The 24,675-nt window shown below is 62.4% G+C and carries 19 protein-coding genes and 2 pseudogenes; 7 read left to right on the forward strand and 14 right to left on the reverse strand.

The annotated features are described in order from the left end of the window. Positions 1-11: 11 nt before the first annotated feature. From PH586_RS19595 to PH586_RS19610, 4 genes are all read right to left on the reverse strand, one after another. A complete protein-coding gene (locus PH586_RS19595; RefSeq protein WP_271349482.1) occupies positions 12-329 on the reverse strand; it encodes an EthD family reductase in 318 nt (105 codons plus the stop codon). A gap of 135 nt (positions 330-464) precedes the next feature. Then, positions 465-1,367, reverse strand: coding sequence for a substrate-binding periplasmic protein (locus PH586_RS19600; protein ID WP_271349483.1), 903 nt, complete (start codon positions 1,365-1,367; stop codon positions 465-467). 5 nt (positions 1,368-1,372) lie between these two features. Further along, positions 1,373-1,792, reverse strand: coding sequence for a cytochrome c-550 PedF (gene pedF, locus PH586_RS19605; protein ID WP_271349484.1), 420 nt, complete (start codon positions 1,790-1,792; stop codon positions 1,373-1,375). Positions 1,793-2,179: 387 nt separating this feature from the next. Next, positions 2,180-2,623, reverse strand: coding sequence for a cupredoxin domain-containing protein (locus PH586_RS19610; protein WP_271349485.1), 444 nt, complete (start codon positions 2,621-2,623; stop codon positions 2,180-2,182). Positions 2,624-2,780: 157 nt separating this feature from the next. Between PH586_RS19610 and PH586_RS19615 the strand changes: the two genes are divergently transcribed. From PH586_RS19615 to PH586_RS19645, 7 genes are all read left to right on the forward strand, one after another. Continuing rightward, a complete protein-coding gene (locus tag PH586_RS19615; RefSeq protein ID WP_271349486.1) occupies positions 2,781-3,968 on the forward strand; it encodes an ABC transporter substrate-binding protein in 1,188 nt (395 codons plus the stop codon). A 19-nt stretch (positions 3,969-3,987) separates the two neighbouring features. Further along, positions 3,988-4,953 carry a YVTN family beta-propeller repeat protein gene (locus tag PH586_RS19620; RefSeq protein WP_271349487.1) on the forward strand — a complete coding sequence of 322 codons (966 nt, stop codon included), beginning with the start codon at positions 3,988-3,990 and terminating at the stop codon, positions 4,951-4,953. Next, on the forward strand, positions 4,950-5,678 hold the full coding sequence (locus PH586_RS19625) for an ABC transporter ATP-binding protein (RefSeq protein ID WP_271349488.1): 729 nt from the start codon (positions 4,950-4,952) through the stop codon (positions 5,676-5,678). The genes PH586_RS19620 and PH586_RS19625 overlap by 4 nt, the downstream gene beginning before the upstream one ends. Before the next feature lie 247 nt (positions 5,679-5,925). Continuing rightward, complete coding sequence (locus PH586_RS19630) at positions 5,926-6,717, forward strand: ABC transporter permease (RefSeq protein ID WP_238043319.1); 792 nt, start codon at positions 5,926-5,928, stop codon at positions 6,715-6,717. 216 nt (positions 6,718-6,933) lie between these two features. After that, on the forward strand, positions 6,934-7,260 hold the full coding sequence (locus tag PH586_RS19635; RefSeq protein ID WP_271349489.1) for a hypothetical protein: 327 nt from the start codon (positions 6,934-6,936) through the stop codon (positions 7,258-7,260). A 42-nt stretch (positions 7,261-7,302) separates the two neighbouring features. Beyond that, complete coding sequence (locus PH586_RS19640; protein WP_271349490.1) at positions 7,303-7,968, forward strand: response regulator transcription factor; 666 nt, start codon at positions 7,303-7,305, stop codon at positions 7,966-7,968. Between the two features lie 975 nt (positions 7,969-8,943). Further along, complete coding sequence (locus PH586_RS19645) at positions 8,944-10,533, forward strand: winged helix-turn-helix domain-containing tetratricopeptide repeat protein (RefSeq protein ID WP_271349491.1); 1,590 nt, start codon at positions 8,944-8,946, stop codon at positions 10,531-10,533. Between the two features lie 41 nt (positions 10,534-10,574). Here the strand turns inward: PH586_RS19645 and PH586_RS19650 are convergent, their stop codons facing one another. From PH586_RS19650 to PH586_RS19695, 10 genes and pseudogenes are all read right to left on the reverse strand, one after another. Next, the gene (locus PH586_RS19650) at positions 10,575-11,387 is read right to left on the reverse strand and encodes a class I SAM-dependent methyltransferase (protein ID WP_271349528.1); all 813 of its coding nucleotides are present in this window, start codon (positions 11,385-11,387) and stop codon (positions 10,575-10,577) included. Between the two features lie 269 nt (positions 11,388-11,656). Further along, positions 11,657-14,302, reverse strand: coding sequence for a hybrid sensor histidine kinase/response regulator NahK/ErcS' (nahK, locus tag PH586_RS19655; protein ID WP_271349492.1), 2,646 nt, complete (start codon positions 14,300-14,302; stop codon positions 11,657-11,659). Further along, positions 14,241-15,395 carry a nitric oxide-sensing protein NosP gene (nosP, locus tag PH586_RS19660; protein WP_271349493.1) on the reverse strand — a complete coding sequence of 385 codons (1,155 nt, stop codon included), beginning with the start codon at positions 15,393-15,395 and terminating at the stop codon, positions 14,241-14,243. The genes nahK and nosP overlap by 62 nt, the downstream gene beginning before the upstream one ends. 502 nt (positions 15,396-15,897) lie before the next feature. Next, positions 15,898-17,082, reverse strand: a complete 1,185-nt coding sequence (locus PH586_RS19665; protein ID WP_271349494.1) for a porin — start codon at positions 17,080-17,082, stop codon at positions 15,898-15,900. 473 nt (positions 17,083-17,555) lie between these two features. Then, positions 17,556-20,099 carry a pyrroloquinoline quinone biosynthesis protein PqqF gene (gene pqqF, locus PH586_RS19670; RefSeq protein ID WP_271349495.1) on the reverse strand — a complete coding sequence of 848 codons (2,544 nt, stop codon included), beginning with the start codon at positions 20,097-20,099 and terminating at the stop codon, positions 17,556-17,558. A 311-nt stretch (positions 20,100-20,410) separates the two neighbouring features. Next, a pseudogene (locus tag PH586_RS19675) lies at positions 20,411-20,680 on the reverse strand (carboxymuconolactone decarboxylase family protein); the annotation flags it as partial. A gap of 245 nt (positions 20,681-20,925) precedes the next feature. Then, positions 20,926-21,855 (reverse strand): malate dehydrogenase, encoded by a 930-nt coding sequence (locus tag PH586_RS19680; protein WP_271349496.1) that lies wholly within the window; start codon positions 21,853-21,855, stop codon positions 20,926-20,928. A gap of 134 nt (positions 21,856-21,989) precedes the next feature. Next, positions 21,990-22,407: pseudogene (locus tag PH586_RS19685) on the reverse strand (transposase); the annotation flags it as partial. A gap of 32 nt (positions 22,408-22,439) precedes the next feature. Beyond that, positions 22,440-23,078 (reverse strand): hypothetical protein, encoded by a 639-nt coding sequence (locus tag PH586_RS19690; protein WP_271349497.1) that lies wholly within the window; start codon positions 23,076-23,078, stop codon positions 22,440-22,442. A gap of 265 nt (positions 23,079-23,343) precedes the next feature. Further along, positions 23,344-24,657 (reverse strand): MFS transporter, encoded by a 1,314-nt coding sequence (locus PH586_RS19695; RefSeq protein WP_271349499.1) that lies wholly within the window; start codon positions 24,655-24,657, stop codon positions 23,344-23,346. Positions 24,658-24,675: the final 18 nt, after the last annotated feature.

Here is a 24,675-nt window from a genome sequence, read left to right on the forward strand (position 1 = left end):
ACTCGCCGGTATCAGGGCGCCAGCTTGACCTCGCTGATCTGGATCATCGGCTGGCTGTCGGTGAAGTTGGACAGATCCGCCATGATCCGCTCTGCATGGGGCGCAAAGCTCTTCTGGAAGCTCTCCACACTGTCGAAATACAGGTGACTCATGGCGACGAAAGGTGCCGGGGTGTTCGGCCCGGCGCTGCTCAAGCCCTGGTCAACGGCGATGGCCTTACAGGCATCGCCCAGGCACTTGCGCACGATGTCCATATGTTGGCTGCAGTAGTAGCCGAAGTCGAAATGCACGCCTGGGTTGTTCGGGTAGAGCACGCTGACTTTGATCATGCTGGTTGTCCTGGTGGTGATTGACCCATTCGCGACTGTGGCCGCGCCTACAGAATGGCGCAGATCGCAGCCAAGTGCTCTACAGCGTCGTCTTAAACTTATTACCGTTGTTGTCACGCGGCCCCGAGCAACGCCCTAGTCGACGTCCTGGTACAGCCCCGGTAATTCGTATTGCAGGCCGTACTGCTGGTAAAGGCTCTTCACGTGGCCATCGAGGATCAACTCCTCGAGTTTTTCCTCCAGGGCGTAGGCCAGCTGCCGGTTGCTTTCGTGCACCACCATGCCGATATCCCAGACCTGCTTGCCCATCTTGGGATAGGCGTTCTGCGCCAGGGCCAGATGGCTGTCTGCGGCCTGCTTGACCTGCCAGTCGATCTCGCCGCGCAGGGCCATCACCGCATCGACCTCTCCCTTCTTCATCCCGGCGAAGGCGGCCTGGGGATTGCGGAAGTGATGGGTCTTGCCACTGAGCATGCCGTCGAACACCGAGGACAGGTAGAAGGACGGCACGCTGTCGACCTCGACGCCAATCGGATGCTGCTGGAACACCGCCACGCTGGGCACGGCCTTGAGCCGGCGCTGGTCGTAGGCGACCTGCCAGCGCTCGCGCTGGTAGGGGCCGAACATCACCACCCGCTCGTTGACCAGTTCGCCGAACTCGTTGCTCATGTTGGCAAACTCGCGATCGTAAGGTACGCGCAGCATCACGTCAGCCAGCACATCCGGACGCAGGTAATGCCCGCGCCAGATGTAGTCGCGCAGATCGTCGTCGAGCTTTTCCCCCGGTGGCGCCCAGATCAGCTCCAGCTTGAGGCCCAGGCCTTTGGCCACTGCCTGGGCCAACTCGTAATCGACGCCGCGCGGCTGCCCATCCTGCTGGAAGCTGTAAGGCGGGAAATCCTCATAGAGGGCAACCTTGAGCACACCGGACTCGATGATCGAGTCATAGCTGCGTACTGGCGCCTGGGCCTGGGCCGGCGCAGCCAGCCCTCCCAAGGTACAGAGCAACGCAGTCAACAGCAGGACATTCAGGCGCATGGCCATTACTCCTCGATGTGCACGCTCTCCAGGTAGCTGCGCACGGCCCACAGCGCTTCCTGGCTGAGGTAGTCGGCCATCTTCGGCATATACACCCGGCCGTCACGCACCGCCCCGTTGATCACCCGCTCCTTGAACCACTCGTCGCCCATGGCGCCGGTTTCCAGCAGGCGCAGGTCGGGGGCGATGCCGCCGGACTTGGCTTCCAGGCCGTGGCAGGCCGCACAGTTCTGGTTGTAGGCCGAAGCACCAATTTCGATAGCGTGCTCGTTGCCGCGATAGGGATTCTCCTCCAGCCACTCCTCGCCCAGGGGCTCCAGCCCCTTGGTCTCCACCGCTTGCGGCACCACATTGCCATGCGCCCATAGCGTGGTCGAGAAAGCCAATAGCAGCAGGGCGAAACCGGTTTTTTGTTTGATTTTCATGATCCAGACCTCTTCGAATACACGCAGGACAGGCTTTATTGAGCTTGCTTGTAGCCATCTTAGAAAGACCTGGGCGCACACCGAATGCTGCTTTGGTGGCTCGTGGCTAGTCCCTTGGTAGTAGAGCTTGTGGTGGCCGCCAGGCAAGACTTGCGCAGCACGGCTGCTGGTATCGACGGCTATCGGGCAGCAAACAGCCGGGCTTAACCGCGGCATCGTGCACCACGCGAGCGCGACAAGGGCATTGCTGTTTGCTGCAGCGGGCCAGCCGCATGGGCTAAAGCACGCTGCGAGAACACCGTCGTTTGAACCCGCGGCCAACCGGCAAAGCGCCAAGGCTCGTGCGCGGGGTAGCTGAAGACCGAAGCCGCATAGTTGCGGATGGCCTTACTTGACCATGAAGTAGCCGAGCATGCCCTTGCCTTCCAGGCCCTTGGCATAGAAGCGGTACTTGCCGGGCTTGATCGGCACGAAGAATATTTGCGCCTCGCCGGCATCCTCGAACTCGAGCTCGGTGAGGGTGATCGCCTTGATCTCCACGCCACCGGCTTCGACCTTGCGCAGGAAGATCGAGGTGGCGAACTCCGGCGCCTGGAACGCGTATTCCTTCTGCCCGCTGGCGATGATCTTCAACTGGTAGGCCTTGCCGGTTTCCAGCTGGTATTCCAGCTGCGACATGCTGTAGTCGCTCTCCTCGTTGCCCAACACCAAGTCCGGCAGCGCGGTACCGCGACGGGTCAGGTCGCCGGCGGCGTAGGCATAGAGCGTGTCGAAGCCGATCAGGCTGCAAATCAGCAACACGGGAAGAAACAGCGCTTTAAGAATACGCATGGCGAACACCTATTATTGTTATGGGTCGATGCGGCCATGCTAAAACCCCTTGCTGCACGCGAAGTTACTACCTTGGTACGGGCCGACTGGTACTTTGGGCATATTCCCCCGGCGGGCTGCGCTTTCTATGCTGGCAACACCTACTCAGGAGTTGCCCATGCGCCAGATCAGTCGTCATCTCTTGTTCTGTGCCGCCGTCACTCTCGGTTATGCGGCCATCAGCCAGGCCGGCAGCCCGGCAGCCGAGCTGCAGGTGCGCATCGCTTACCTGGCCTACACCCCAGCCACCGGACCTCTGCTGTCCAATGTGATTGGCGAACCTGCGGACGCAGGCCTACGCGGCGCCGAACTGGCAATTGCCGACAGCAACAGCACCGGGCGCTTTCTCCAGCAGGCTTATAGCCTCGAGGTCGCCGAGCATGCCGACAGCCAGAGTCTGCTCGAGGCGGCCAGCGCGCTGCATGGCCAAGGCGTGCGCCTGTTCGTGATCAACGCCCCTGCCGCGACCCTGCGCAAGCTCAGCCAGGCCCTCGCCGACAGCCTGCTGATCAATGCCGGCAGTCGCGACGACAGCCTGCGCCAGAGCGAGTGCCTACCTAACGTGCTGCACACCCTGCCGAGCCGGGCCATGCTCGCCGACGCCCTGGCGCAGTTTCTTGCCGTGCGCAGATGGACGCACTGGCTGCTGATCAGCGGCCCCACCGAGGATGACCAGGCCTATGCGGCGGCCCTGCGGCGGGCGGCCAAGCGCTTCGGCCACAGCCTAGTCGCGGAGAAAGCCTGGAGCTTCGACAACGACCAGCGCCGCAGCGCCCAGGCCGAGATGCCGCTGTTCACCCAGACCACCGAATACGATGTGGTGCTGGTCGCGGACGAGCGCGGCGACTTCGGCGAATACCTGCCCTACCAGACCTGGTACCCGCGCCCGGTGGCCGGCACCCAGGGCCTGACCCCGACCGGCTGGCACAAGACCGTGGAGACCTACGGTGCCGCGCAATTGCAGAAGCGTTTCGAGGCCCACGCCAAGCGCTGGATGAACGACCGCGACTACGCGGCCTGGATCGCCGTGCGCAGCATCGCCAGTGCGGTGAGCAAACTGGGCCAGGCCGACGCCAGGGCCATCCGCACGCTGGCCCTGAGCGATCAACTGCCGCTGGACGGCTTCAAGGGCCGCAAGCTGAGTTTCCGCAGCTGGAACGGCCAGCTGCGCCAACCCATCCCGCTGGTGCATCCCCGCGCCCTGGTCAGCAACTCGCCGCAGGAGGGCTTTCTGCATCCCACCAGCGAGCTGGATAGCCTCGGCTACGACGCACCCGAGGTCAGCTGCAAGCTGACCGCCAACTGACAACAAGAGGAATAATCCCATGCGTTTCGCCTTGCTCGCCGCGAGCATCAGCCTGGCCCTGGCCAGCACCTCGGGCCTCGCCGCCACCGCCTATGTGTCCAACGAGAAAGACGACAGCATCAGCGTGATCGACCTCACCACCATGGAGGTGACTGCCACCCTGGACGTCGGCCAGCGCCCGCGCGGCCTGCTGCTGTCCAGCGACAACAAGCTGCTGTACATCTGCGCCAGCGACTCGGACCGGGTCCAGGTGATGGACCTGGCCACGCGCAAGATCATCAAGGAACTGCCCTCCGGCGCCGACCCCGAGCAGTTCGCCCTGCACCCCAACGACCGCTGGCTGTACATCTCCAACGAGGACGATGCACTGGTCACCGTGGTCGACACCCAGACCGATCAGGTGCTCGGCCAGATCGACGTCGGTGTCGAGCCCGAAGGCATGGCCGTCAGCCCCGATGGCAAGTGGGCGGTCAACACCAGCGAAACCACCAACATGCTGCACTGGATCGACACCAGCAGCCACACCCTGGTCGACAACACCCTGGTCGACCAGCGCCCGCGGCATGTCGAGTTCGACGGCGACGGCAAGCGTCTGTGGGCCTCGGCGGAAATCGGCGGCACGGTCACCGTGATCGACGTCGCCAGCCGGCAGATCGAGAAGGTGCTGACCTTCCAGATCAAGGGCGTACACCCGGACAAGGTGCAACCGGTCGGGGTCAAGCTCAGCGCCGACGGCAAGTACGCCTTCGTCGCCCTGGGGCCGGCCAACCACGTGGCGGTGGTCGACGCCAAGAGCTATGAAGTGCTCGATTACCTGCTGGTCGGCCGGCGGGTCTGGCACCTTGCCTTCACCCCGGACCAGAAGCGCCTGCTGACCACCAACGGCGTCAGCGGCGACGTCTCGGTGATCGATGTGGACAACCTCAAGGTGAGCAAGTCGATCAAGGTCGGCCGCTATCCCTGGGGCGTGGTGGTCACCCCGTGAACGCCCTCGAGGTTAGCGCGCTAGGCTTCGCCTACGGTGCCCGCCAAGCCCTGCAGGGCATCGGCTTCAGCGTCGCGCCCGGCACCTTCGCCGCGCTGCTGGGGCCCAATGGCGCCGGTAAGTCGACCCTGATCGCCCTGCTCACCCGGCTCTACGATCTGCAGCAGGGCGATATCCAGGTGATGGGCTGCAGCCTGCGCCAGCAGCCGCGTCAGGCCCTGCGTCAACTCGGCGTGGTGTTCCAGAAGAGCACCCTGGACCTGGACCTGAGCGTCGAGCAGAACCTGCGCTACCACGCCGCCCTGCATGGCCTGGCCAAGCCATTGGCGCACGCACGGATCGACGAGGAACTGGCCCGTCAGCAGCTTGGCGAACGCCGTCATGACAAGGTCCGCGACCTCAACGGCGGCCACCGTCGCCGCGTGGAAATCGCCCGCGCCCTGCTGCACCGCCCACGCCTGCTGTTGCTGGACGAAGCCAGCGCCGGCCTCGACCCGGCCAGCCGCCTGGCGCTCAACCAGCATGTACGCCAGCTCTGCCGTGACGAAGGTCTGGCGGTGCTGTGGACCACCCACCTGCTCGATGAAGTGCAGGCAAGCGATCAGCTGCTGATCCTCAACCGTGGGCGCCTGGTCGCCCAGGGCCTGGCCAGCCAGATCGGCGCCGACGACGCCAGCCTGGCCGCCACCTTCGCCCGCCTGACCACCTGCGAGGCGCGCGCATGAACCCTTCATGGCCAATCACCAGCGCCACGCTCCCCCGGGTATGGCGCAATAGCGTAGGAGCGGCCCATGGCCGCGATCCACTCGACCATTCGACGCCAATGCGCGGACATAGCCCGCTCCTACGAACGCCTCGCAACGTGGCAACGGCCTCGACCGTTCCTACAGGTTCAGCGCTGACCCGGCGACTCGTGGGAACGGCCTTGGCCGAAACGCTCTTCGCTTGCCCCCCTCCCAGGGAGACTCGTCCATGAACGCCTACTGGTACTGCCTGCAAGGCATCGTGCAGCGCGAATGGCTGCGTTTCGTCCTGCAGCGTTCGCGCTTCTTCAGCGCCCTGGTGCGCCCGCTGCTGTGGCTGCTGGTGTTCGCCGCCGGCTTTCGCGCCGCCCTGGGCATCGCCATCATCGCCCCCTATGACACCTACATCACCTACGAGACCTACATAGTGCCGGGCCTGGCCTGCATGATCCTGCTGTTCAACGGCATGCAAGGCTCGCTGTCGATGGTCTACGACCGGGAGATGGGCAGCATGCGCGTGCTGCTGACCAGTCCGTTGCCGCGCGCCTTCCTGCTCGCCAGCAAACTGCTGGCCATCGCCCTGATCTCGCTGCTGCAGGTCTACGCCTTCCTCGCCATCGCCTGGCTGTATGGCGTGCAGCCGCCGATCTGGGGCCTGCTCAGCGCCCTGCCCGCGCTGCTACTGGTAGCGCTGCTGCTCAGCGCTCTGGGCTTGCTGCTGTCCAACGGCATCCGCCAGCTGGAGAACTTCGCCGGGGTGATGAATTTTGTGATCTTCCCGCTGTTCTTCCTGTCCTCGGCGCTCTACCCGCTGTGGAAGATGCGCGAAGCCAACGAATGGCTGTACTGGCTCTGTGCGCTCAACCCTTTCACCCATGCGGTGGAACTGGTGCGCTTCGCCCTCTACCAGCGCCTGAGCCTCAGCGCCCTGCTGATCTGCCTGGGCCTGACCGCGCTGTTCGCCGTGCTCGCGGTCCTCACCTTCAACCCGCAACACGCCGCCCTGCGCCGGGCCAACTAACCCCGCCTGCTCGCGACTGAAGCGCCGCGCCGCCCGGTCGCCCCTGCCCACGCAACCTGCGCGAACGCCCTCGCCAATTACCTGTGCCTCGATAAAACAGCCACTTACGCTCATCCTTCTACTACTTTGGTACTACTTATCCTCTCCAATGTAGAATTCCCAAAGCAGGGGTATTGCTCTGTAATACGCACACAAAAAGAATCGAGACTTAAGGTGATGAAACATTGCCTAGCCCTGTCCACGGGCTCTTCGCTGATCGCACGCCTGCTGCTGGCCACCCCGGTCCAGGCGGAAACTGCGCGCCTGGCTGCCGACGGCTATCGTCTCAGCCGTTATCGCAGCCCCACGCCCGACCAGGTAAGGCCTGGCGACAAAGGCGGCCCGCTGGTGTTTAACTGCCGCGCCGACTGCAGACCTGACAGGAAGGTGCTCAAGCGTGGCCACCCCCTGGGTGACCACAACCGCAACCGCATCGATGGCTGGCCTGCCGCCAGTCCGCACACAACCGCTCGTCCCGCCATAACCGTGCAAGCATTTCCCTAAGGCTGTAGCCACACCATAATCAAAACAATGAGGTGAAAGGCCATGTACAAGATTCTGATTGCCGACGACCATCCGCTGTTTCGCGAAGCCATCCACAACGTTATCAGTGACGGCTTTCCCGGATGCGAAATCATGGAAACCGCTGACCTCGACAGCGCCCTGGCCATGACCCTGGAAAACGACGACCTTGACCTGATCCTGCTCGACCTGAACATGCCCGGCATGCACGGCCTGAACGGCTTGATCAACCTGCGCAATGAAGCGCCGACCATCCCGGTGGTGATCGTTTCCGCCGAGCAGGACAAGCAGATCGTGCTCCAGGCCATCACCTATGGGGCGGTCGGCTTCATCACCAAGTCCTCGCCGCGCGCGCAGATGACCGAGGCCATCCAGCAAATCCTCAACGGCAACGTCTACCTGCCGCCGGACATCATCCGTAGCCAGGGCAACAGCTCGCGACGCAGTCACCCGGAGAACCCCAGCCTCTCCGCCGAACTGCTCAACGCCCTGACCCGCAAGCAGCTGCTGGTGCTGGAGCGCATGACCAAGGGCGAGTCCAACAAGCAGATCGCCTACAGCCTGGACATCGCCGAGACCACGGTCAAAGCCCACGTCTCGGCGATCCTGCGCAAGCTCAACGTGCACAACCGGGTGCAGGCCATCCTCTCGGCGGGCGACATCGACTTCGCCGCCTACCTGCGGCGCTGAACTGGAGCATGGATCAGCCGCCCCCACTCCCATCGGCCAGATAGGTCCTGTGGCGATGTAGCGGGCCAAGATCCCTCTTGGGTATCGCCCCGCTCAACACCATCCCATGGATAGGCCGCGCTTGACCCCTTGCCCGACAGATACCCTATTGCCCTCTGAAGTCTCACCGGCGGTACCGACCTGTCGCCCAGCTCGCGCATCTGCTTGAGATCGTGCGGCAGTCGACGGCGATAGTTCACGCCACATAGACTTCTTTGGTGCACGTCGAATAATGTCGAACGCGGAAATGCTCACGCAGTTGATCCGGTAGTCTCGTCTCGCCGCCTTTGGTGCAAAACTCGCCCAGAAGCACCAGCCTCCAGCTGGAGCTCCTGGTATAGACAGGGAGCTCCACAGTCGATAGGGAATGTTATGCACCAAATGGTGCGTCTGAAGGCACCATTTGGTGTCTATGAATCGCCCCACAAGCAGTGAGCAATAGCGTTTCAAGCCTGTCGTCAGCGCGGTTGCATTCGTATATCCGGCCTGTTGTGGGCGCGAGCGCCCTGTCCATTCTGTAGTTCGCGCAGCGGGGGCCAAGCGTTCAATCGATCACCCGGATCATGATTGTTATCGGCCTTTTTCCGCTGCAGGACTCGCCTGTTCCGACAGTGCTGCTGCTCACCACAACCGCAGACAAACCTTCGCTTGCTCCTGATCACTGCCGCCAGGCGGGCCTTGCGCTGCGCCAATCGCCGCTGAAGCGGTGTTCGTGGCACCACACCGCCCAGCAGATTCGCACCAGCTTGTTAGCCAAGGCCAGCGCCGCCTTAAGAAGCTTGCTGAGTTGGGAGAACCTATAGCTGGAATGAATTTCCACTAAGATCCGAGGGAGAAGATCGGATATCGTTAAATCGGTACTCGAATCTGTACGCTTGGTTTGAATTCTGGAGCACGTTGCGATTTTTCAATTCAGGCCCGAAGAAACCGTTGACCATGCCATACCGCTTTGAAGAATTTGAGATCAACATCGAGCAGGCCTCGTTAACACGCGGGGACGAGGAAGTTGCGCTTGAGCCGCGTGCTTACGCGTTGTTATTGCTGTTGATCCGTAATCGTGAGCGGGTGGTGAGCAAGGACGAGATCATCGAGCAGCTCTGGCAGGGGCGCTTTACCTCGGACTCGGCGGTCACCACCTGCCTGAAGACCCTGCGCAAGGCCTTGCAGGATGATGGTGAAAGGCAACGTTTTATTCGCACCCTGCGCGGCAGGGGATTTCGCTTCGTGGCGCAGGTGAGCGAAGTGCTTGCCGAGTCGCCTGTCATCGTCAGCATCGAAAGCGAATCTCCGCCTGACTGGTCGAGGATCGAAGTGCCCGACACTCAACCCTCCGCGCTGCAAGGAAAACCGTCGCTGATCGTCCTGCCGTTGCAGAATCTTGGCGATGATCCGTTTAGCGCGCTGATGTCGGAAGCGATGGCGCATGATGTTATTCAGGAACTTTCCCGACTGCGCTGGCTTCGGGTGATTGCCCGCGGCACAGCGTTTCGTTTTCGCTTTCCCGATACCGACTTGCGTCTGCTGGGGCAACAACTGAAGGTGCGCTATGCCTTATGCGGCACGATCTCAACCTGGGGCGCTCGGCGGGAGTTACATCTGGAACTGTCGGATTGTCAGCTAGGTGATCTGGTCTGGGCGGATCGTTTCGATGTGTCTCAGGATCGCATGCACGGGGCGCGGGAACAGATTCTGGCGCGGGTTATTTCCTCGCTTGAAATCTATGTACCGATGCATGAGGCCAGTCAGGCCTCTCTGACGTCAACACAACGTCTCGACTCCTGGGGCAATTACCATCTTGGTCTTCGGCACATGTACCGGTTCACGCCGCTGGCCAACCAGCAGGCCGCTCAGTATTTTCGCGAAGCGATAAGGCTGGACTCGCGCTTTGCCCGCGCCTATGCCGGGCTGTCATTCACCCGTTTTCAGGATGCCTTCCTCAATTACGATGACGATGTGAATGGCGCGATTGCCGATGCCCGGCGCTTTGCCGAAACCGCTGTCGAACTGGATGGGCTTGATCCGTTTACCAATTTCAACCTGGGGCGTTCGTTGATGCTCGAAGGCGAAGCGGATATCAGCCAGAGCTGGCTGGAGCGCTCCGTAACGCTGAGCCCGAATTTTGCCCAAGGCCATTATTCGCGCGCACTGGTCAATACGCTCCAGGGACAAACCGAAGACTGCATCGCGAATTCAGAACTGGCGCTGCATCTGAGTCCGCTTGATCCGCTGCTTTACGCCAACTATGCGGTTCGCGCCTTGAGTTATTTGCGAATTGGCGACATGGAAAATGCCATAAAGGCGATTGAGAAGGCTGTCCGCACACCCGGCGCGCACTATCTGATCCAGATGATTGCTGCATTGCTCTATGCCCTGAATCAGCAGATGGACAAAGCACAGTACTGGCGTCAGCAAGCCTTGCAACGTCACCCGAGCGCCAGTGCCAGACACTTCTTTGTCGCGCTGCCGTTCGCCGAAGAGAGTTTCCGACAAACCCTCAGCAAAGGTCTGCGCCTGGCGAACTTCTAGGCCAGGCGACAGGTGCAGCCAGGGTTATCAAAGTCCCTGCATCAGGCTTTTTTCGTGATCACGACTTCCAGGTAGGTGGAAGGCACGATCAGCGTCCCGTCGGTGGCGACGTTGCATTTCTCCAGCAGGCTGAGAATTTCATTGGCCAACTCAACCTGTTGCTCACTTGCCAGCGCGTTAAAGGCTTTGTGCGTTGGGCCGTAGTAAGTGCGGAACTCTTCCAGCCAATGCTCGGCAGACAGATAACGGAACAGAAAATCACGACTCTGGATGGCAATGTTCTGGGCCTGTGGCGCGAAGTTCGCCTCGATGAAGGATTCAGCCCCCCAGTTCGCCGGTGAGCTGACTCCCGCCGGTGGCGGCACATAGCGGCCGATGATCTTGAATAGCTGGCCGATAAAACTGTCCGGTGTCCAGTTGGCCAGACCAATCCTGCCGCCCGGCTTGCAGACACGCAGCAATTCCGCCGCCGCCTTGACCTGATTCGGCGCGAACATCACCCCGAAGGTGGAGACCACATTGTCGTATCGGTTGTCGGCAAAGGGCAGATTCTCGGCATCGGCCAGCTGGTAATTCACCTCCATCCCTTCGGACAGCGCACGGACCATGCTCTGATCCAGCAGATCCTGTACGTAGTCGGTCGAGGTGACCCGGCAGAAGCGGCGCGCGGCAGCCAGCGTCGCATTGCCATTACCCGCCGCGACATCCAAAACGGTCTGACCTGCGCTCAACGCCATGCTTTCGCACAGCAACTCTCCAGACAGCTGCAAGGTACTGCCGACCTTGGCGTAGTTACCCGAAGCCCACATGAGTTTCTGCTTGCTCTTGATGGCATCAAAGTCCGGGGTGTTGATCGTTGTGTCGGCGAGTGCAAGTGACATGGCGGCATCCTCTTGGCAACAGCACCTGGGTGGCGACTGCATGAGGCCAGACTACGGACCTCTGGAGAGGGGCGCTTGAGGGGTGTGTGGGGAGTTCGTGGGGATTGGGTGAGGGGCAGTATTTTGCCCAATACCTAATAAACCTATATGGGCTCTCCTCCAAGCAGCGAGCAATAGCTTTCCCAGCACTGTCGTCAGCGTGGTCGCATTAGTTAAACCGGCCCGCGTTGGGCGCTATCGCCCTACCCTCCCTGCGCGCCCCGCTCCAGCAGATGACTCATGGCGGTCTTCAGCTTCATCGGCCGCACCGGCTTGTGCATCAGGGTGTGGCCCAGGGCGCGCATCTGCTGCTTGAGCTCGTTGCTGTAGTTGGCCGTGATCATCAGCGCCGGCAGCGGCGTGCTGCGCCTGGCGTTGATCAGGGCCACGGCGTCGACGCCGTTGCGGCCGTCATCGAGGTGGTAGTCGGCGATCAGCAGGTCGGCCTCGGCGTGATAGTTGTCGACCTGGCGCGCTAGGTCCTCTTCGGAGAGCGCGGTGACCACCTGGCAGCCCCAGGCTTCCAGCAAGGTGCGCATGCCGGCGCAGATCGCCGCGTCGTTATCCAGCACCCAGATGCGCGAACCGCTGAGGCGCTCGAGCAGCAGATCGGGTGAGTCATGCACCACCCGAGCCCTGGGCGCGAGGGTGGTCAGCGGGACTTCGATGGCGAACATCGAGCCCTGGCCCAAGTGCGAGGCCACGCGGATACGGTGGCCGAGCATGCGCGCGATCTTGTCGACGATGGCCAGACCCAGGCCCAGGCCGCGATCCTGTTTGCGGTGGGTCACGTCGCCGCGCTTGAATTCCTGGAAGATCTCGCCGAGCTTGTCCTCGGCGATGCCGATGCCGGTGTCCCAGACTTCGATCGACAGGCTCTGCCGGTGCCGGCGGCAGCCGAGCAGGATGCGCCCGCTGGTGGTGTAGCGAATGGCGTTGCTCAGCAGGTTACGCAGGATCCGCGCAAGCAACTGGATGTCGCTGCGCACCAGCGCCGAGCTCGGAATGAAGTCCAGGCGCAGGCCTTCGCTGCCAGCAATCTGATGGTATTCGGCGGCGAGGTTTTCCAGCAGTTCGCTGACGGCGAAGGGCCCGATATCCGGCTTGATCACCCCGGCATCCAGCTTGGAGATGTCGACCAGGGTGCCGAGTAGGCTTTCCACATCCTCCAGCGAGTTGCTGACGTTGCGCACCAGGGCCGCGCTTTCGACCAGTTCGCGCTTTTCCAGCAGCGCACTGGTGAACAGCCGGGCGGCATTCAGGGGTTGCAGCAGGTCGTGGCTGACCGCGGCGAGGAATTTGGTCTTCGACAGGTTGGCCTGTTCGGCCTCGCCCTTGGCTTCGCGCAAGCGCGCTTCCATCTGCGTACGCTCGTCGATTTCGCTGCGCAGCTGGGCGTTGAGGTCGGTCAGTTCGGCGGTGCGCTCGCGGACCCGTTGTTCCAGGTGCTGGTAGGCCTGATGCAAGGCCTCGGCGGTGCGCCGGCGCTCGGTAATATCGCGGATCAGCACGAAGATGCCGACCACCTCGCCGTTGGCCTGACGATTGGGTACATAGGAGCGCAACATGTAGCGCTCCTGGCCATTGTGGTTGGTCTCGGCGAACTCGAAGGTCACGCTTTCGCCGGATAAGGCCCGCTCGATGTAAGGCTCCAGGCGCCGGCAGTGTTCTTCGCTGTGCACCTCGCGCAGGCTCTGGCCGAGCATGGCGCCGCGCGGCCAGCAGTACCATTCCTCGTAGACCTTGTTGGTGAAGTCGTAGACCAGATCGGCATTGAGGTAGGCAATCAGCGCCGGCACGTGGTCGGTGATCAGGCGGATCCAGCGTTCGCTTTCGCTCAGGGCTTCGGCATGCCGGTAGCGCTCGGTGATATCGGTGAAGGTGTTGACGAAGCCGCCGGTGGGCAGTGGATGGGTGCGCACCTCGAGCATGCGGCCGTCGTACAGGCGCAGCTCCAACTCCTCGATGGACTTGCCGTTGGCATCGCGACTGGCGGGGGTCAGCAGCTGCAACTCGCTGTCGGCCATCACCTCGGCGAAAGGCCGATGGGCATTGATCGGTGCCAGGCCGCAGAGGTCGAGAAAGCGGTGGTTCCACAGCTCCAGCTGACCCTCGGCATTGACCATGGCCATGCCTTGCGACAGGTTGTCCATGGCGCGCTGCAGCAGCCGCGATTTCTGCGCCAGGGCCTGCTCGCGGCGCAGGGTTTCGTTGAGTTTGACCTCGGTAATGTCGGTGTAGAGGATCACCAGGCCGCCCTCGCGGGTCGGCCGCTCGCTGACCTGCACCCAGCGCCCATCGCGCAGGCGGTAGAGCATGTGCTCGTCGCGGTTGCCGCGCTGTTCCTCGACGACCAGGCCGGTGCTCTTGCTCAGGCGCTTGATCTCCGCCAGGCGGGTACCGGCACCGATGCGCGCCCGGCTGTGCGCCCAGAACGATTTGAAGCGGCTGTTGAACAGGACGATGCGTTGTTCGCTGTCGAACAGCACGAAGCCATCGGAAATACTCTCGATGGCATCGATCAGGTGCTGGTGGGCGGTTTCCGCGCGCAGCCGTGCATCGCTGAGCAACTGGTTGCTCGACTTCAGCTCGGCCATGGCCTGGTTCAGGGCATCGGTGCGTTCGCGCACCTGTTCGGCCAGTACCACCGAGTGCTGGAAGGCCGCATAGGCGTCGTCACCGCGCGAGTGGACCGACTCGACCCGCTCGATCAGCGCGCTGTTGATCCGCTTAAGCTTGTGGTTATCCCTTTCCAGCGCCGCGCAACGGGCTTGCAGCTCGGCGACATCAGCCTCGACCGGGACGGCCAATGGCGACTCCGGTGAAGGTTTGGTTGATGTGCATACCATTGAACTGCTCCCCGTAGGTATTGAACCCTATGACTTGCTGGCTACGCAGGAAAGCCGAGACCGGCTCGACCCCGCCGCCGTCCTCGATCTCCAGGCGCCGCAGAAAACAATCGCAGCCAATGGTCAGCAGCAAGGGGCCGAGGCGCTCGCGCAGACCGTCGAACAGGCTTTCCAGGTTGGGCAACAGCGGCCCGGGACGCATGGCGGTCAGGACGATGCCGTTCTCCACCGCACAATAGAAACTCAGGCTGAGGTCGTCATTGACCCGCTGGATCGAGCGCACGTAGTACTGGTCGCTGATGCGCACGGCCAGGGGGTTGGCGGCGAACACCCGATGGTCGAGGGCCTCCAGCGGCACGCCGATCAACTCGGCGTATTCCTGCGCCGCCGGCGCTGCGTTCAGTTCGAACACGCGCCGGCTGGCGCTGTCGGCCCGGGTCACCACCAGTTTCTCGGCGCAGGGTTCGATGTGATGGGTGCTGAACACCTCGAAATCCAGCCAGGTATTGAACAGCACCACCACCGCCGCGCCGGTGTGGAACTGGCCGCCGTAGTAGACGTGGGTGTGGGTCAGGTGGTTGTCGTCGCCGGCCGAGCCGCCGAAATGCGGGATGCTGCCGAATGCCGCACTGAGTGCGCCGAGCACCACCTCCTCGCGGCTGGACAAACCATCGAGCAAGGTCAGGGCGAAGCTGTGGCCCTTGATCGAGGCCAACTCGTTGTTGCGGCAATCCTTGGCCAGACGTTCGACCAACTGCTGGGCGTCGATCAGGCTGAAACGCTCCATTTCGTCGATCAAGGCACTGGCAATCGAGAAACTGCGATGATCGAAACCCACCGCACTGACGCAGCCACGGCCGTAGCCCTGGGGGGTGATTTCCCCGGCGCTGGTGCAGCCGATCAGGTTGATGCCGCCGAAGTACTGATCCAGCGATTCGCCGAGGCTCTCCAGGTCGTATTCCGCCGAACAGAAGAACAGCACGAAACCCAGGTGCGGGTGAATCAGCTGGCGTGCCAGTTCCTGCGCCACCAGCTCCACATCGGTGGCGCTCGAGGTCGCGGTGACGACGCCTTCGGTCCGTTCCTGCTGCATAACTTGCCCCAATCAAAAACCCACCTGTCATGGGATGATTCTACGAAGCTCTCAGCGTATGCCCCATGCCACTTGAGTCGCGCCGGCCTACTCCCTAAGTAGCAGAGCAGGCGAGCCAGTACCCGTCACAGCGCCGGCTCATAGGCAGCGCATCAGGAAAACCGGCAAGGCCAGGAACAACAACGTCACCGGTAAGAGGATCAGCAAGAGATCCAGGCTGTAGAGTTCCATGTTCACCTCGCAAAAAACCACAATGGATTGCCCGCCGAATGCCATGCGCCCAGGCGCCAACCCCAGGTCCTGGGTTAATGGGCAAGACCTACAGGATCGGCGGGGTGAAAACCGCGTCATTCACCCCACTCCGGCGCTCTTAGTCCAACCACTTCAGAGGCTGGCGTTGCGCCGGCGCAGCCCGACACCGGGGCCAGGCATGCGGGCGAAAAAAATGCCGCTCACTCAGGCAAGTGAACGGCATGCAGCGCTAGCCGGGGCTGCTCGCGGTTTACCAGTTGAGCACGGCACCGACGGCGAAGGTGTCGGTGTCTTCATTCAGACCGCTGCCGGTCGCGGCATCGATCTGGTACTGGTTGTACTCGGCAACCAGCTTGAGGTTGTCGTTGATGGTGCGGAAGTAGGCGATGCCGCGAGTCTCGTAGTCGGCCGCAGTACCCAGACCGTTGCCGTCATCCTCGGTCTTGCCATAGGACAGCGCCACGCGGTTCTTGCCGAAGGTGTAGGAGCCCTGCAGCAAGTAGCCGTCGCTGTCGATTTCACGCAGGGTCGGCTCGCCGGCGTTGTTGGTGAAGAAGGGGTTCATGCCTTCGGCCTGGAAGCCCGAAGCGGTCAGGGAGACACCACCCATCTTGGCCTGAACGCCATAGCCGACGCCCTGTGAAGTCACGGTATCGACGCTGTTGTCGGTGCTTTCCGAGGACTGGTAGGCACCGTTGAGCCAGGAATAGATGGTCGCGCCACCCAGATCGAACTGGTAGCTGACTTCGGACTCGAAGCGCGGCTGATCCTGATAGGACTTGCCGGCGCCATCATCACTGGTATCCACCGGATCCATGATGCCAACGGCAAGATTCAGGCCTTCGGCCAGACCGTTGTTGCGGTAGGTGATCTGCGCGGTCGGGAACGGGTACGGGTAGCCGGTGCCTATATTGCCGAACGATACGCCGCCGCCATCGACCAGACCCAGGGTATCGCTGACGTTGCCGTAGCCAGCCAGCATCTCGTCGCGGAAGATGTTCGAGCGCGAGAACAGACCGAAGTCCTTACCCACCAGCACTTCGCCCCACTCAGGGCTGGCAACGGTACCGTAGAACTGACGCACGTCGATGGCGGTGGCGGTGCCATTGGTTTCGCTGTCGTTGATCGTCACCCAGAACGAAGAGCGGCCACTGACCTTGAGGTCGTCGATCTGCTTGCCGAAATTGAAGCCGATCCAGTTGGGCAGGAAGCCCATCTTCACCCGTGCCTGGCGGCGGTCGAACTGCTCGCCCTCGCGATCGACATCGCTGTTCACATAGAAGGCGTTGACGTAACCGTCGGTGGAGAAGGTGGTGCCGTCCTGGTCATACAGGACGATTTCCGCGGCCGCTTGCTGGGCTGTTGCCAGGGCAACGGCGGCAGTCAGTGCCAGGGGCAGGAATCGGGTGTTGGCGATCTTCTTGTTGTTGTGCATAACGCTCTCCGCTTGGGGGGATGACCACAAGGTCTGTCGTGTCGGAGGCGATTATCGAAAAGCATGGCGCTCGGCCATACGCTGCTATGGCGCCGCTTAGCTGCTGCTTTGGCCGGGCTCAGGCGCGCACACAATTAGGCGTAAGACCTGGCCAGACCACGGAGCACGCCAAAGGTCGTAGGCCTTTACGCCGAGGCGCACGCGGACTAGCAGGCCGTTTAAAAACGTTGGCGAGGCGGCCAGCGCAATACCGATGGCGGCCCGCAAAAACAGGCGAAAAAGCGACTGGGGTCGCACTCGACTTTAGGAGCCGTAAATGAGCGTTTTGATGGAGGCGCCTAGCCCGGACTCGCGCTCGAGCCTGTTTTTAACGCCGCGATGGCAACGCAGGTCGTTGTTCAACGGCCTGCTAGATCATCTGCTCGACGACAAGCCGGATACTGGTTAAGAGAAGGGAGAAGTGGTGCAGTTGATCAGCGCGGCGATGACCAGCCTGTCGCCGGTTTGGCGGCAGTGGCCAGCACTCGCCAACTGCCCTGGGCCTGGCTCAGTTGACCATAGGCAGCGAGCAACTGCGGCCGCTTGAGCGCGGCCAAGGCCTGCAATACGGCTGTCTCGTGCGCCGCAGGCAAACCGGCAAGGTGCGCGTGCCAGTGCTGTTCGGCCAGATCCTGCGGGCTACTGGGCGTTTGCCGACTGAGTTCGCTGGCGATCAGCGCCAGCGCCTGATCATCCAGGGCGGCCAGGCGCTCACCCTGGGTCTTGAGAAACGCCTCGATATGCCCGAGGATCTGCTCAGCCGAGGCATGCGGCGACTGCACGGCAAACAAGATACCGCGCTGCGCCTGCACCTGGCGGAATCCGCAATACACCGCATAGCCCAGTTGCAACTCACTGCGCAGACGCCGGTAAAACGCACCCTGGCAGAACTGCGCGAGCAATCGCCATGCGGCCTCGGTCGCTGCATCCGCGGCCGGCAACGGGCAGAACATCAGCAACGCCGTGTCGCTGCAATCGATGCCGGCGTCTTGCCAGTAACGCCCTGCGGGGCCCATTGCCGAAGGTTCTGGCGTGTTCAGCGGCGCGACCGAGCTGAACAATCGTTCGATCTCGGCTTGGCCGGCAGCATTCACTCCCACGCCCAGGGCGTCAAATCGCGCCTGTCGGTAGCACTCATGCAGACGTTGCGCGGTCAACGCGGCGCACTCGGCCCTGGGCGCAGCGAACAACTCGGGCAAACGTCCGAGCAGCTGCCTAAATGGCATCTCGGCTTGCGCCTGAATGGCGGCCTGCCGGGCTTCGCGTGGCCCTTGCTGCCAAGCAGCGGGGGCAGGAGCAAGCAGCGCCGGCAGCACCTGTTGCACGACCGTAGGCAACAAGCCGGCAGATCCTTGCAGCGACAGTTGCCAGCCATCGTCCCAGGCAGTCAATTGCACTACGATCCCGACCTCCGCCGCATCGGCTGCGATAGTTCGCAGCGCCACCCGTAACAGCGCCTGCAACTCGCCAGCGTCGACCCGCTCGACCAGCCAGCAGCGCCAATAGAGCGTGGCTGGCCCGCCCGCCCCCGTGGCGGGAACTGGCAACCAACGCACCCGGGCCGCGATGCCAAGGGCAGGCATTGCGGCGGCTGCAGGCTCGAGAAATGGATTGGCCGGCGGCAACTGCCATGCCCAGGAGCAAGGCGCTGCGCTCACCGGCGGCGCCTCCTGCATCTGCAAGGTAAAGCCGGGAGCCGGCCAAGCGGGCATTGGCCGGCTGCTGCCGAACAGTCGCAGCAGACGCCGGGCGTCCTGCATCTGTGCCAGCAGTCCCGCCACTGCAGCCTGCCCTGCCCCGTTCAAACCAGCGCCCGGACTCCAGCCAGCCGCCAGACAATCCTGCCAATAACGCGCCAGGGCCAGCGCCGGCAAGCTGTGCAGGCGCTGGCACTGGATCGCCCGATAGCGCTCGCACAAAGCCCCACGCTGATCGGCAACAGCAAAGAACTCCAACCAGCCGAGCACGGCGGCCACAACCTCTGCCTGGGTTGCTGGCGCCTCATCGACGCCAGCAATGCTCAGCAGCAACATGGCCTGATCGGCGTAGCGGTACACCAACCGAACCTGCAGCCCGTGGCACAGTTGCGCCTCACGCAAACCGGCGAGCAAGCCCCCCGGCGCCTCGGAGCGCAGCCAGCTCTGCAGAAAATCCAGTGCGGCGTCCATGCCAGGCTCTGTCCACTCGAGGACGAAAGCCAACTGCAGGGATGGCGCGCCGCCAGGCAGGGTCATGCGCAACTGCTGCACCCGCAGTGGTAATAATGCTGCCGGGGACGACTGCCGCTGGTGGCCGCGCCCCGGCAACGGCGCAGCGTGACGCTGGGCTAGCTCATCCAACTCAGCGATTGTCTGCGGGCCAACCACCAGCAGCGATAGTTGTCCGGCCTGGTAAAAACGCTGGTGAAACGCCTGCAGCGCCTGCTGGAATGCGGCCTGCTCGACGGCCAGGGTGTCTCGGTTGCCGGCCTGGAAAGCCGCGAAGCGGTGCCCGACCGGCAACGCCTGACCCAGCGCCACCGCCACCAGGGTGTCGGGATCCTGGCCGCGGGCGAGGAACTCGGCATGCACCACCTCGCGCTCGCGCAACTGCGCCGCCTGATCCAGCAGCGGATGGGCCAGCATGTCGAGCAAGCGGGCCAGCGCCTCGCCGAGCCGATCGGCCGGCACCTCGCAGAAATAATCGGTGTGCCGCGCCTGGGTCGAGGCATTGACCTGCCCGCCGCAGGCCTGCACAAACGCCATCAGGCTCTGTTCGACGGCATACCCACTGCTGCCGAGAAACAGCAGGTGCTCGAGAAAATGCGCCATGCCGGGGTATTCAGCCGGCTCATCATGGCTGCCCACCGCCACCCGCACGCTGATCGCCGCCTTGGCCGTATCCGGCAGGCTGAGCATGGCCACCTGCAGCCCATTGGCCAGCTGCCGACACTGCGGCTGGGCAACATTGAGCGACGGCAAGGTACAGGCGGCTGGCATAACAGGATTCGACTCTGGCAGGTTTCGGCACTCCAGCATCAAACACTCGCCAACTGCAGGGCAATAGTGCTTTGGGAGTAGTTGTAACCCTAGGGTGCGCTACCAATGGCCGGGGCTTAGCCTGTTCGACTCTACTTCCGAGGAGTATTCCCCCGTGTATAGCCCTCGCCAGAAGTAGAGATCAGGTCGCGAGGGCCAACGTCTGTATCGGGATGATGCCTTCCAGGGCCATGTTTGGTTGGACACAGCAAGATCCGCATCCTGCAAGCAAGTTTCACGACTCTCACTCAAGGGCTGCCTCAAATCACCAGCTACTCCTCCATTGATTCCACCCCCATCTCGTCCCATACCTCCTCGGCCAGGTGGAAGGTGGCGTTGGCCGCCGGTATCCCACAGTAGATCGCGCTCTGCATCAGCACTTCCTTGATCTCGTCACAGCTCACACCGTTGTTCTTCGCCGCCTTGAGGTGCAGGCGCAGTTCGCCTTCGCGGTTCATGCCGATCAGCATGGCGATGGTGATCAGGCTACGGGTATGCAGCGGCAGGCCAGTCCGGGTCCAGATATCGCCCCAGGCATGCCGCGGGTGAGCAATTCATCGGCCTGCCCTACGAGACAATTGAGTAGGTTGGCGGCCATCGCCGCCGCAACCGCCTGGCTGCGAGGGAAAAATCACACGAAAATGCCGTTGGGCGCCGGTAATGGGGTGGCTTCTGCCTGTTACGGCTGGCGCTAGTCGCCCCGTTGCGGCCGGTGGCACCAGACAGTTCCCGGTCAGAAGCGGCCACTCGGCTCATACTCCTTGCGCCCCCCCTCATATACCCCCGGTCACAAGGCATTCATTTCAGCAATATCACGCACCACCTGATCTGCAGAGCGGTCGAACATCGCCTGCTCCTGCGCATCCAGAGGCAACTCGATCACCCGTACAATCCCCTGCTCTGCCAGCACACAGGGGACACCCATGGCAATACCTGTTCGCCCGTACTCGCCCTCGAGAATCGCGACCGCCGGCAAAATGCGGTTTCGCCCATGGGCGATAGCGTCCACCATCTGTGCAATTGCCACGCCCGGCGCATCGCAGGCGCTCCCCAGCTTCTTCAAACCGAGAATCTCGCCGCCCCCCTGACGTGTGCGCTGCACAATCCGCTCTATCTGCTGACTGGACAGGAAGTGAGACAGCGGCACCGAACCGACCGCACAGTAGCGCATCAGCGGCACCATGCTATCGCCATGCCCTCCCAGCACCAGCGCCGTGATATCCCGAGCAGAAAACCCAGTCTCCTCGGCAATGAAACACTTCATGCGCGCCGTATCCAGCACCCCCGCCTGCCCGAAAACCCTGTCGCGTCCCAGCCCACTGAGAGACCAAGCCCGATAGGTCAGCACGTCGACCGGATTCGACACCACCAACACCGTCGCCGCCGGCGCATGACGATTTATATCCAGCATGATGCCATCGAGAATTGGCAGATTGATGCTCAATACATCCTGGCGCGACTGACCAGGCTTGCGGGGCACACCCGCCGTAATCACCACCAGCTCAGAATCCTGCAGCAATTCGGCATTGGATCCGCCGTAAACCCGGGTATCAGAACCTGACTCAACTGCCGCCTGCCAGACGTCCAGCGCCTTGCCCTGGGCCAACTCACCTTGCACATCAATCAACACCAACTCACGACAGAACTCTTCCCGGGCGATGATCTGAGCCGCCGCCTCACCCACCATACCGACACCCACAATTGATAGCTTGTTCACCTCACACCTCCCCGCAGCACGCGCCACTAGGAATCCGCCCATCTTTGTAGAAAAGTATTACCCACTAATGCAAAAAGACCACCCGAAGGTGCAGTCCGGCGAGTTCGGGCGCGAGCCCAGTTGCGCTAGTTGTGCGTAAGCCGGATCAGGTGATCGGCGATCTCGGCATTTCCCGATGACAGCCGTGGCTGGTAGTGATAGCAGGTCGTACTGATGCTGAACGACAAACACGCCAGCTTGATGCTGGCCTTGCCCGAACGAACCGTCTGCTGCGCCATCTCGCGCCGCTGAGATGGCTTCACCACTTTTTTGCCATGGCTTTCTGGATGACCTCGGCCTTCAGGCGCTCTTCGGCGTACATCTTCTTGAAGCGGCGGTTTTCTTCCTCCAGCTCACGTGCCGGGCCATCAACGAGGCGTCCATACCGCCTAATTTGGCGCGCTACGTGTAGAAGGTCGCAGAGCTGATGCCGTTCTCGCGGCACAGCTCCGGCACTGGGCTGCCGGTGCCGAACAGGGCGGTGACGAAAACCGCTGGCCTGATGATGTACACCTAGACTCCCCACGCGAGGCGCCCGCCTATGTTCAGCGCCACTCGCCCATTACGGCTTCGAAGGGGGTTTCGCCGACGTTGGTCAGCGTCAGGGTGGTGGGGCCGTCGCGCCACACATGGTCGCCCGGTTCGTAGGACACGACCTGGCTGCCGCCAGTGGCCTCATCTATATTCAGGCTCGACTGGCTCAGCACCACGGTCAGGGCGGAGAAGCCGTAACGGATCTCGCCAGTGGACATGCCAGGGGCCAGCTTGATGCGGTACATGCGCACCCGGTCGACGTCGAACATGTTCGGCGCCAGTTCGTGATGCGGGGCTTGCAGCGGCGCTTCAGTGGTGACCGCTGGGCGCTTACGCACCTCGGCACCGATCATGCGCATCGGGCTATCGCCAGTGTTGCTGACCTGATGGATCAATGGCTCACCCAGGTGACCGCGGCACATGCTGAAACCTGCTGGAAGGTCGTGTTCAAGCCCTTGCTCGGCACCGAACACCTGGTCGTAGACCTTCGCTGCATGTACCGCTACGTAGAAAGTGTCTTGGCTATGACGGTGATAGAGCGATTTCTCGCCCGACGCGAAACGCACGTCGTACACCCGCGCGTAGTCATTTTCGAAGCGATGGACGTGTTGCGGCTCATCAGTTACCTCGACCCACTCCGGTTTCAACATAGCGGTCTCCTGGGTTTGGTTCGCCTGGACCTGAACTTGCGCCAGCAGGGATAGCGCCACGGCTCCTCCCAGGTTGGCAAAAAACGCACTGTTGCTCATGGTGTATTTATCCAAGATCGATGGGCTTGCGCCGCTGTGCAGTGGCAACCCTCGCTTAGCCCTTCAGCCATGTCGCCGGCTAGGCCGCCACCGTAAAAATCGCACGACAGCAACGGCTCATGCGATGCGCCCTGTGTGCCCGAGATCCGACACGCCACTATCAGGCTCAGCGCGCCAGGCGCAGGCTGATTGCGCTCCACAGCATGCCCAGCAACAGCAGCCCGGCGATCACCAAAAAGCCTGGCGCCAGGCTGCCGCTGAGATCGCTGAGCTTGCCGGTCAGCACCGGCGCAACAAAGCCGCCCAGATTGCCTACCGAGGCAATGATGGCGATGCCCACGGCTGCCGCAGAGGGCGTCAGCATACGGGTGGGGATGGTCCAGCTCATCGGCACCCCGGCGAGAATGCCGGCATGGGCGATGCTCAGGCCCAGCAGCATCCCCGGCACGCTTCCCAACTGGTTTGCCGTGACGATGTAACCGAGGGCGGCCAGGGCAAAGCAGCCGGTCAGATGCCAGCGGAACTCCTGAGTCTTGTCCGAATGCCGGCAGACCAGCAGCATCGTCACCACACCGACCAGGTTGGGCACAGCCACCAGCAGGCCAATGTGCACATTCGAGACGACGCCGGCCTTGCTGAACAGGCTCGGCATCCAGAATGTAAGACCGTAACCACCGCACACCAGCAGGAAGTAGATCCAGGCGCTATTCCAGCTCCAGAAGTTGACGAAGCCGGCCCGCAGCGAAGCCTTGGGCCGTTCGCGGTTGCCCAGGCTGGCCTTGAGCACGGCCCGTTCACGCTCGCTGAGCCAGCGCGCCTGGTCGGGATGATCGGTAAGCAGAAGGTAAATACCCACGCCAACCAGCAGGCAAGGTACCCCTGTGGCAATCATCAACCACTGCCAACCCGCCAGGCCGATGCTGCCATCGAGAAACTCCATGATCACCCCGCATAGCGGCCCACCCACTACCCCGGAGAGCGCCAGCCCGGTCATGAACAGCGCCATCATGCGGCCGCGGTGCGAGGCGGGGAACCAGTAGGTCATGAACAACACCGCCCCTGGGAAAAAGCCCGCCTCGGCAAAGCCGATCAAGAAGCGCAACAAATAGAACTCCAGCGGCGTGCTGACAAAGGCCAGGGCGGCAGTCGCCAGCCCCCAGGCCACCATGATGATCGGCACCCAGCGGCGCGCGCCGATACGTTCCAAAATCATGTTGCTGGGTACTTCAAAGAAGAAGTAGCCGATGAAAAACATCCCGGCACCAACGCCGAAAGACACATCATCGAGGCCCAGGGCCTGGCCCATCTGCAACTTGGCGAAGGATATGTTGATCCGGTCGATGATGTTGATCAGATAGGCGACAAATAGGATCGGGAGCAGGCGCCAGGCGGCCTTACGCACGACGGCATCGAGTTCACTGGGGAGATGAGCGGGAGCCAGGAGCTCGACGTCAGTCGTCACGGCAATGGGCGTGTTCATATTATTGTTCTCCGGGGC

Origin of the sequence: Pseudomonas aestuarii, assembly GCF_027988105.1 — a bacterium.
GTDB lineage: Bacteria > Pseudomonadota > Gammaproteobacteria > Pseudomonadales > Pseudomonadaceae > Aquipseudomonas > Aquipseudomonas aestuarii.

Coding starts and splice junctions, on each gene's coding strand:
- PH586_RS19635 (WP_271349489.1), top strand. CDS start 6,934: ATGAAACATTGCCTAGCCCTGTCCACGGGCTCTTCGCTGATCGCACGC.
- pedF (WP_271349484.1), bottom strand. CDS start 1,792: ATGAAAATCAAACAAAAAACCGGTTTCGCCCTGCTGCTATTGGCTTTC.
- PH586_RS19615 (WP_271349486.1), top strand. CDS start 2,781: ATGCGCCAGATCAGTCGTCATCTCTTGTTCTGTGCCGCCGTCACTCTC.
- pqqF (WP_271349495.1), bottom strand. CDS start 20,099: ATGCCAGCCGCCTGTACCTTGCCGTCGCTCAATGTTGCCCAGCCGCAG.
- PH586_RS19620 (WP_271349487.1), top strand. CDS start 3,988: ATGCGTTTCGCCTTGCTCGCCGCGAGCATCAGCCTGGCCCTGGCCAGC.
- PH586_RS19640 (WP_271349490.1), top strand. CDS start 7,303: ATGTACAAGATTCTGATTGCCGACGACCATCCGCTGTTTCGCGAAGCC.
- PH586_RS19665 (WP_271349494.1), bottom strand. CDS start 17,082: ATGCACAACAACAAGAAGATCGCCAACACCCGATTCCTGCCCCTGGCA.
- PH586_RS19695 (WP_271349499.1), bottom strand. CDS start 24,657: ATGAACACGCCCATTGCCGTGACGACTGACGTCGAGCTCCTGGCTCCC.
- nosP (WP_271349493.1), bottom strand. CDS start 15,395: ATGCAGCAGGAACGGACCGAAGGCGTCGTCACCGCGACCTCGAGCGCC.
- PH586_RS19600 (WP_271349483.1), bottom strand. CDS start 1,367: ATGCGCCTGAATGTCCTGCTGTTGACTGCGTTGCTCTGTACCTTGGGA.
- PH586_RS19610 (WP_271349485.1), bottom strand. CDS start 2,623: ATGCGTATTCTTAAAGCGCTGTTTCTTCCCGTGTTGCTGATTTGCAGC.
- nahK (WP_271349492.1), bottom strand. CDS start 14,302: ATGGTATGCACATCAACCAAACCTTCACCGGAGTCGCCATTGGCCGTC.
- PH586_RS19630 (WP_238043319.1), top strand. CDS start 5,926: ATGAACGCCTACTGGTACTGCCTGCAAGGCATCGTGCAGCGCGAATGG.
- PH586_RS19690 (WP_271349497.1), bottom strand. CDS start 23,078: ATGTTGAAACCGGAGTGGGTCGAGGTAACTGATGAGCCGCAACACGTC.
- PH586_RS19645 (WP_271349491.1), top strand. CDS start 8,944: ATGCCATACCGCTTTGAAGAATTTGAGATCAACATCGAGCAGGCCTCG.
- PH586_RS19595 (WP_271349482.1), bottom strand. CDS start 329: ATGATCAAAGTCAGCGTGCTCTACCCGAACAACCCAGGCGTGCATTTC.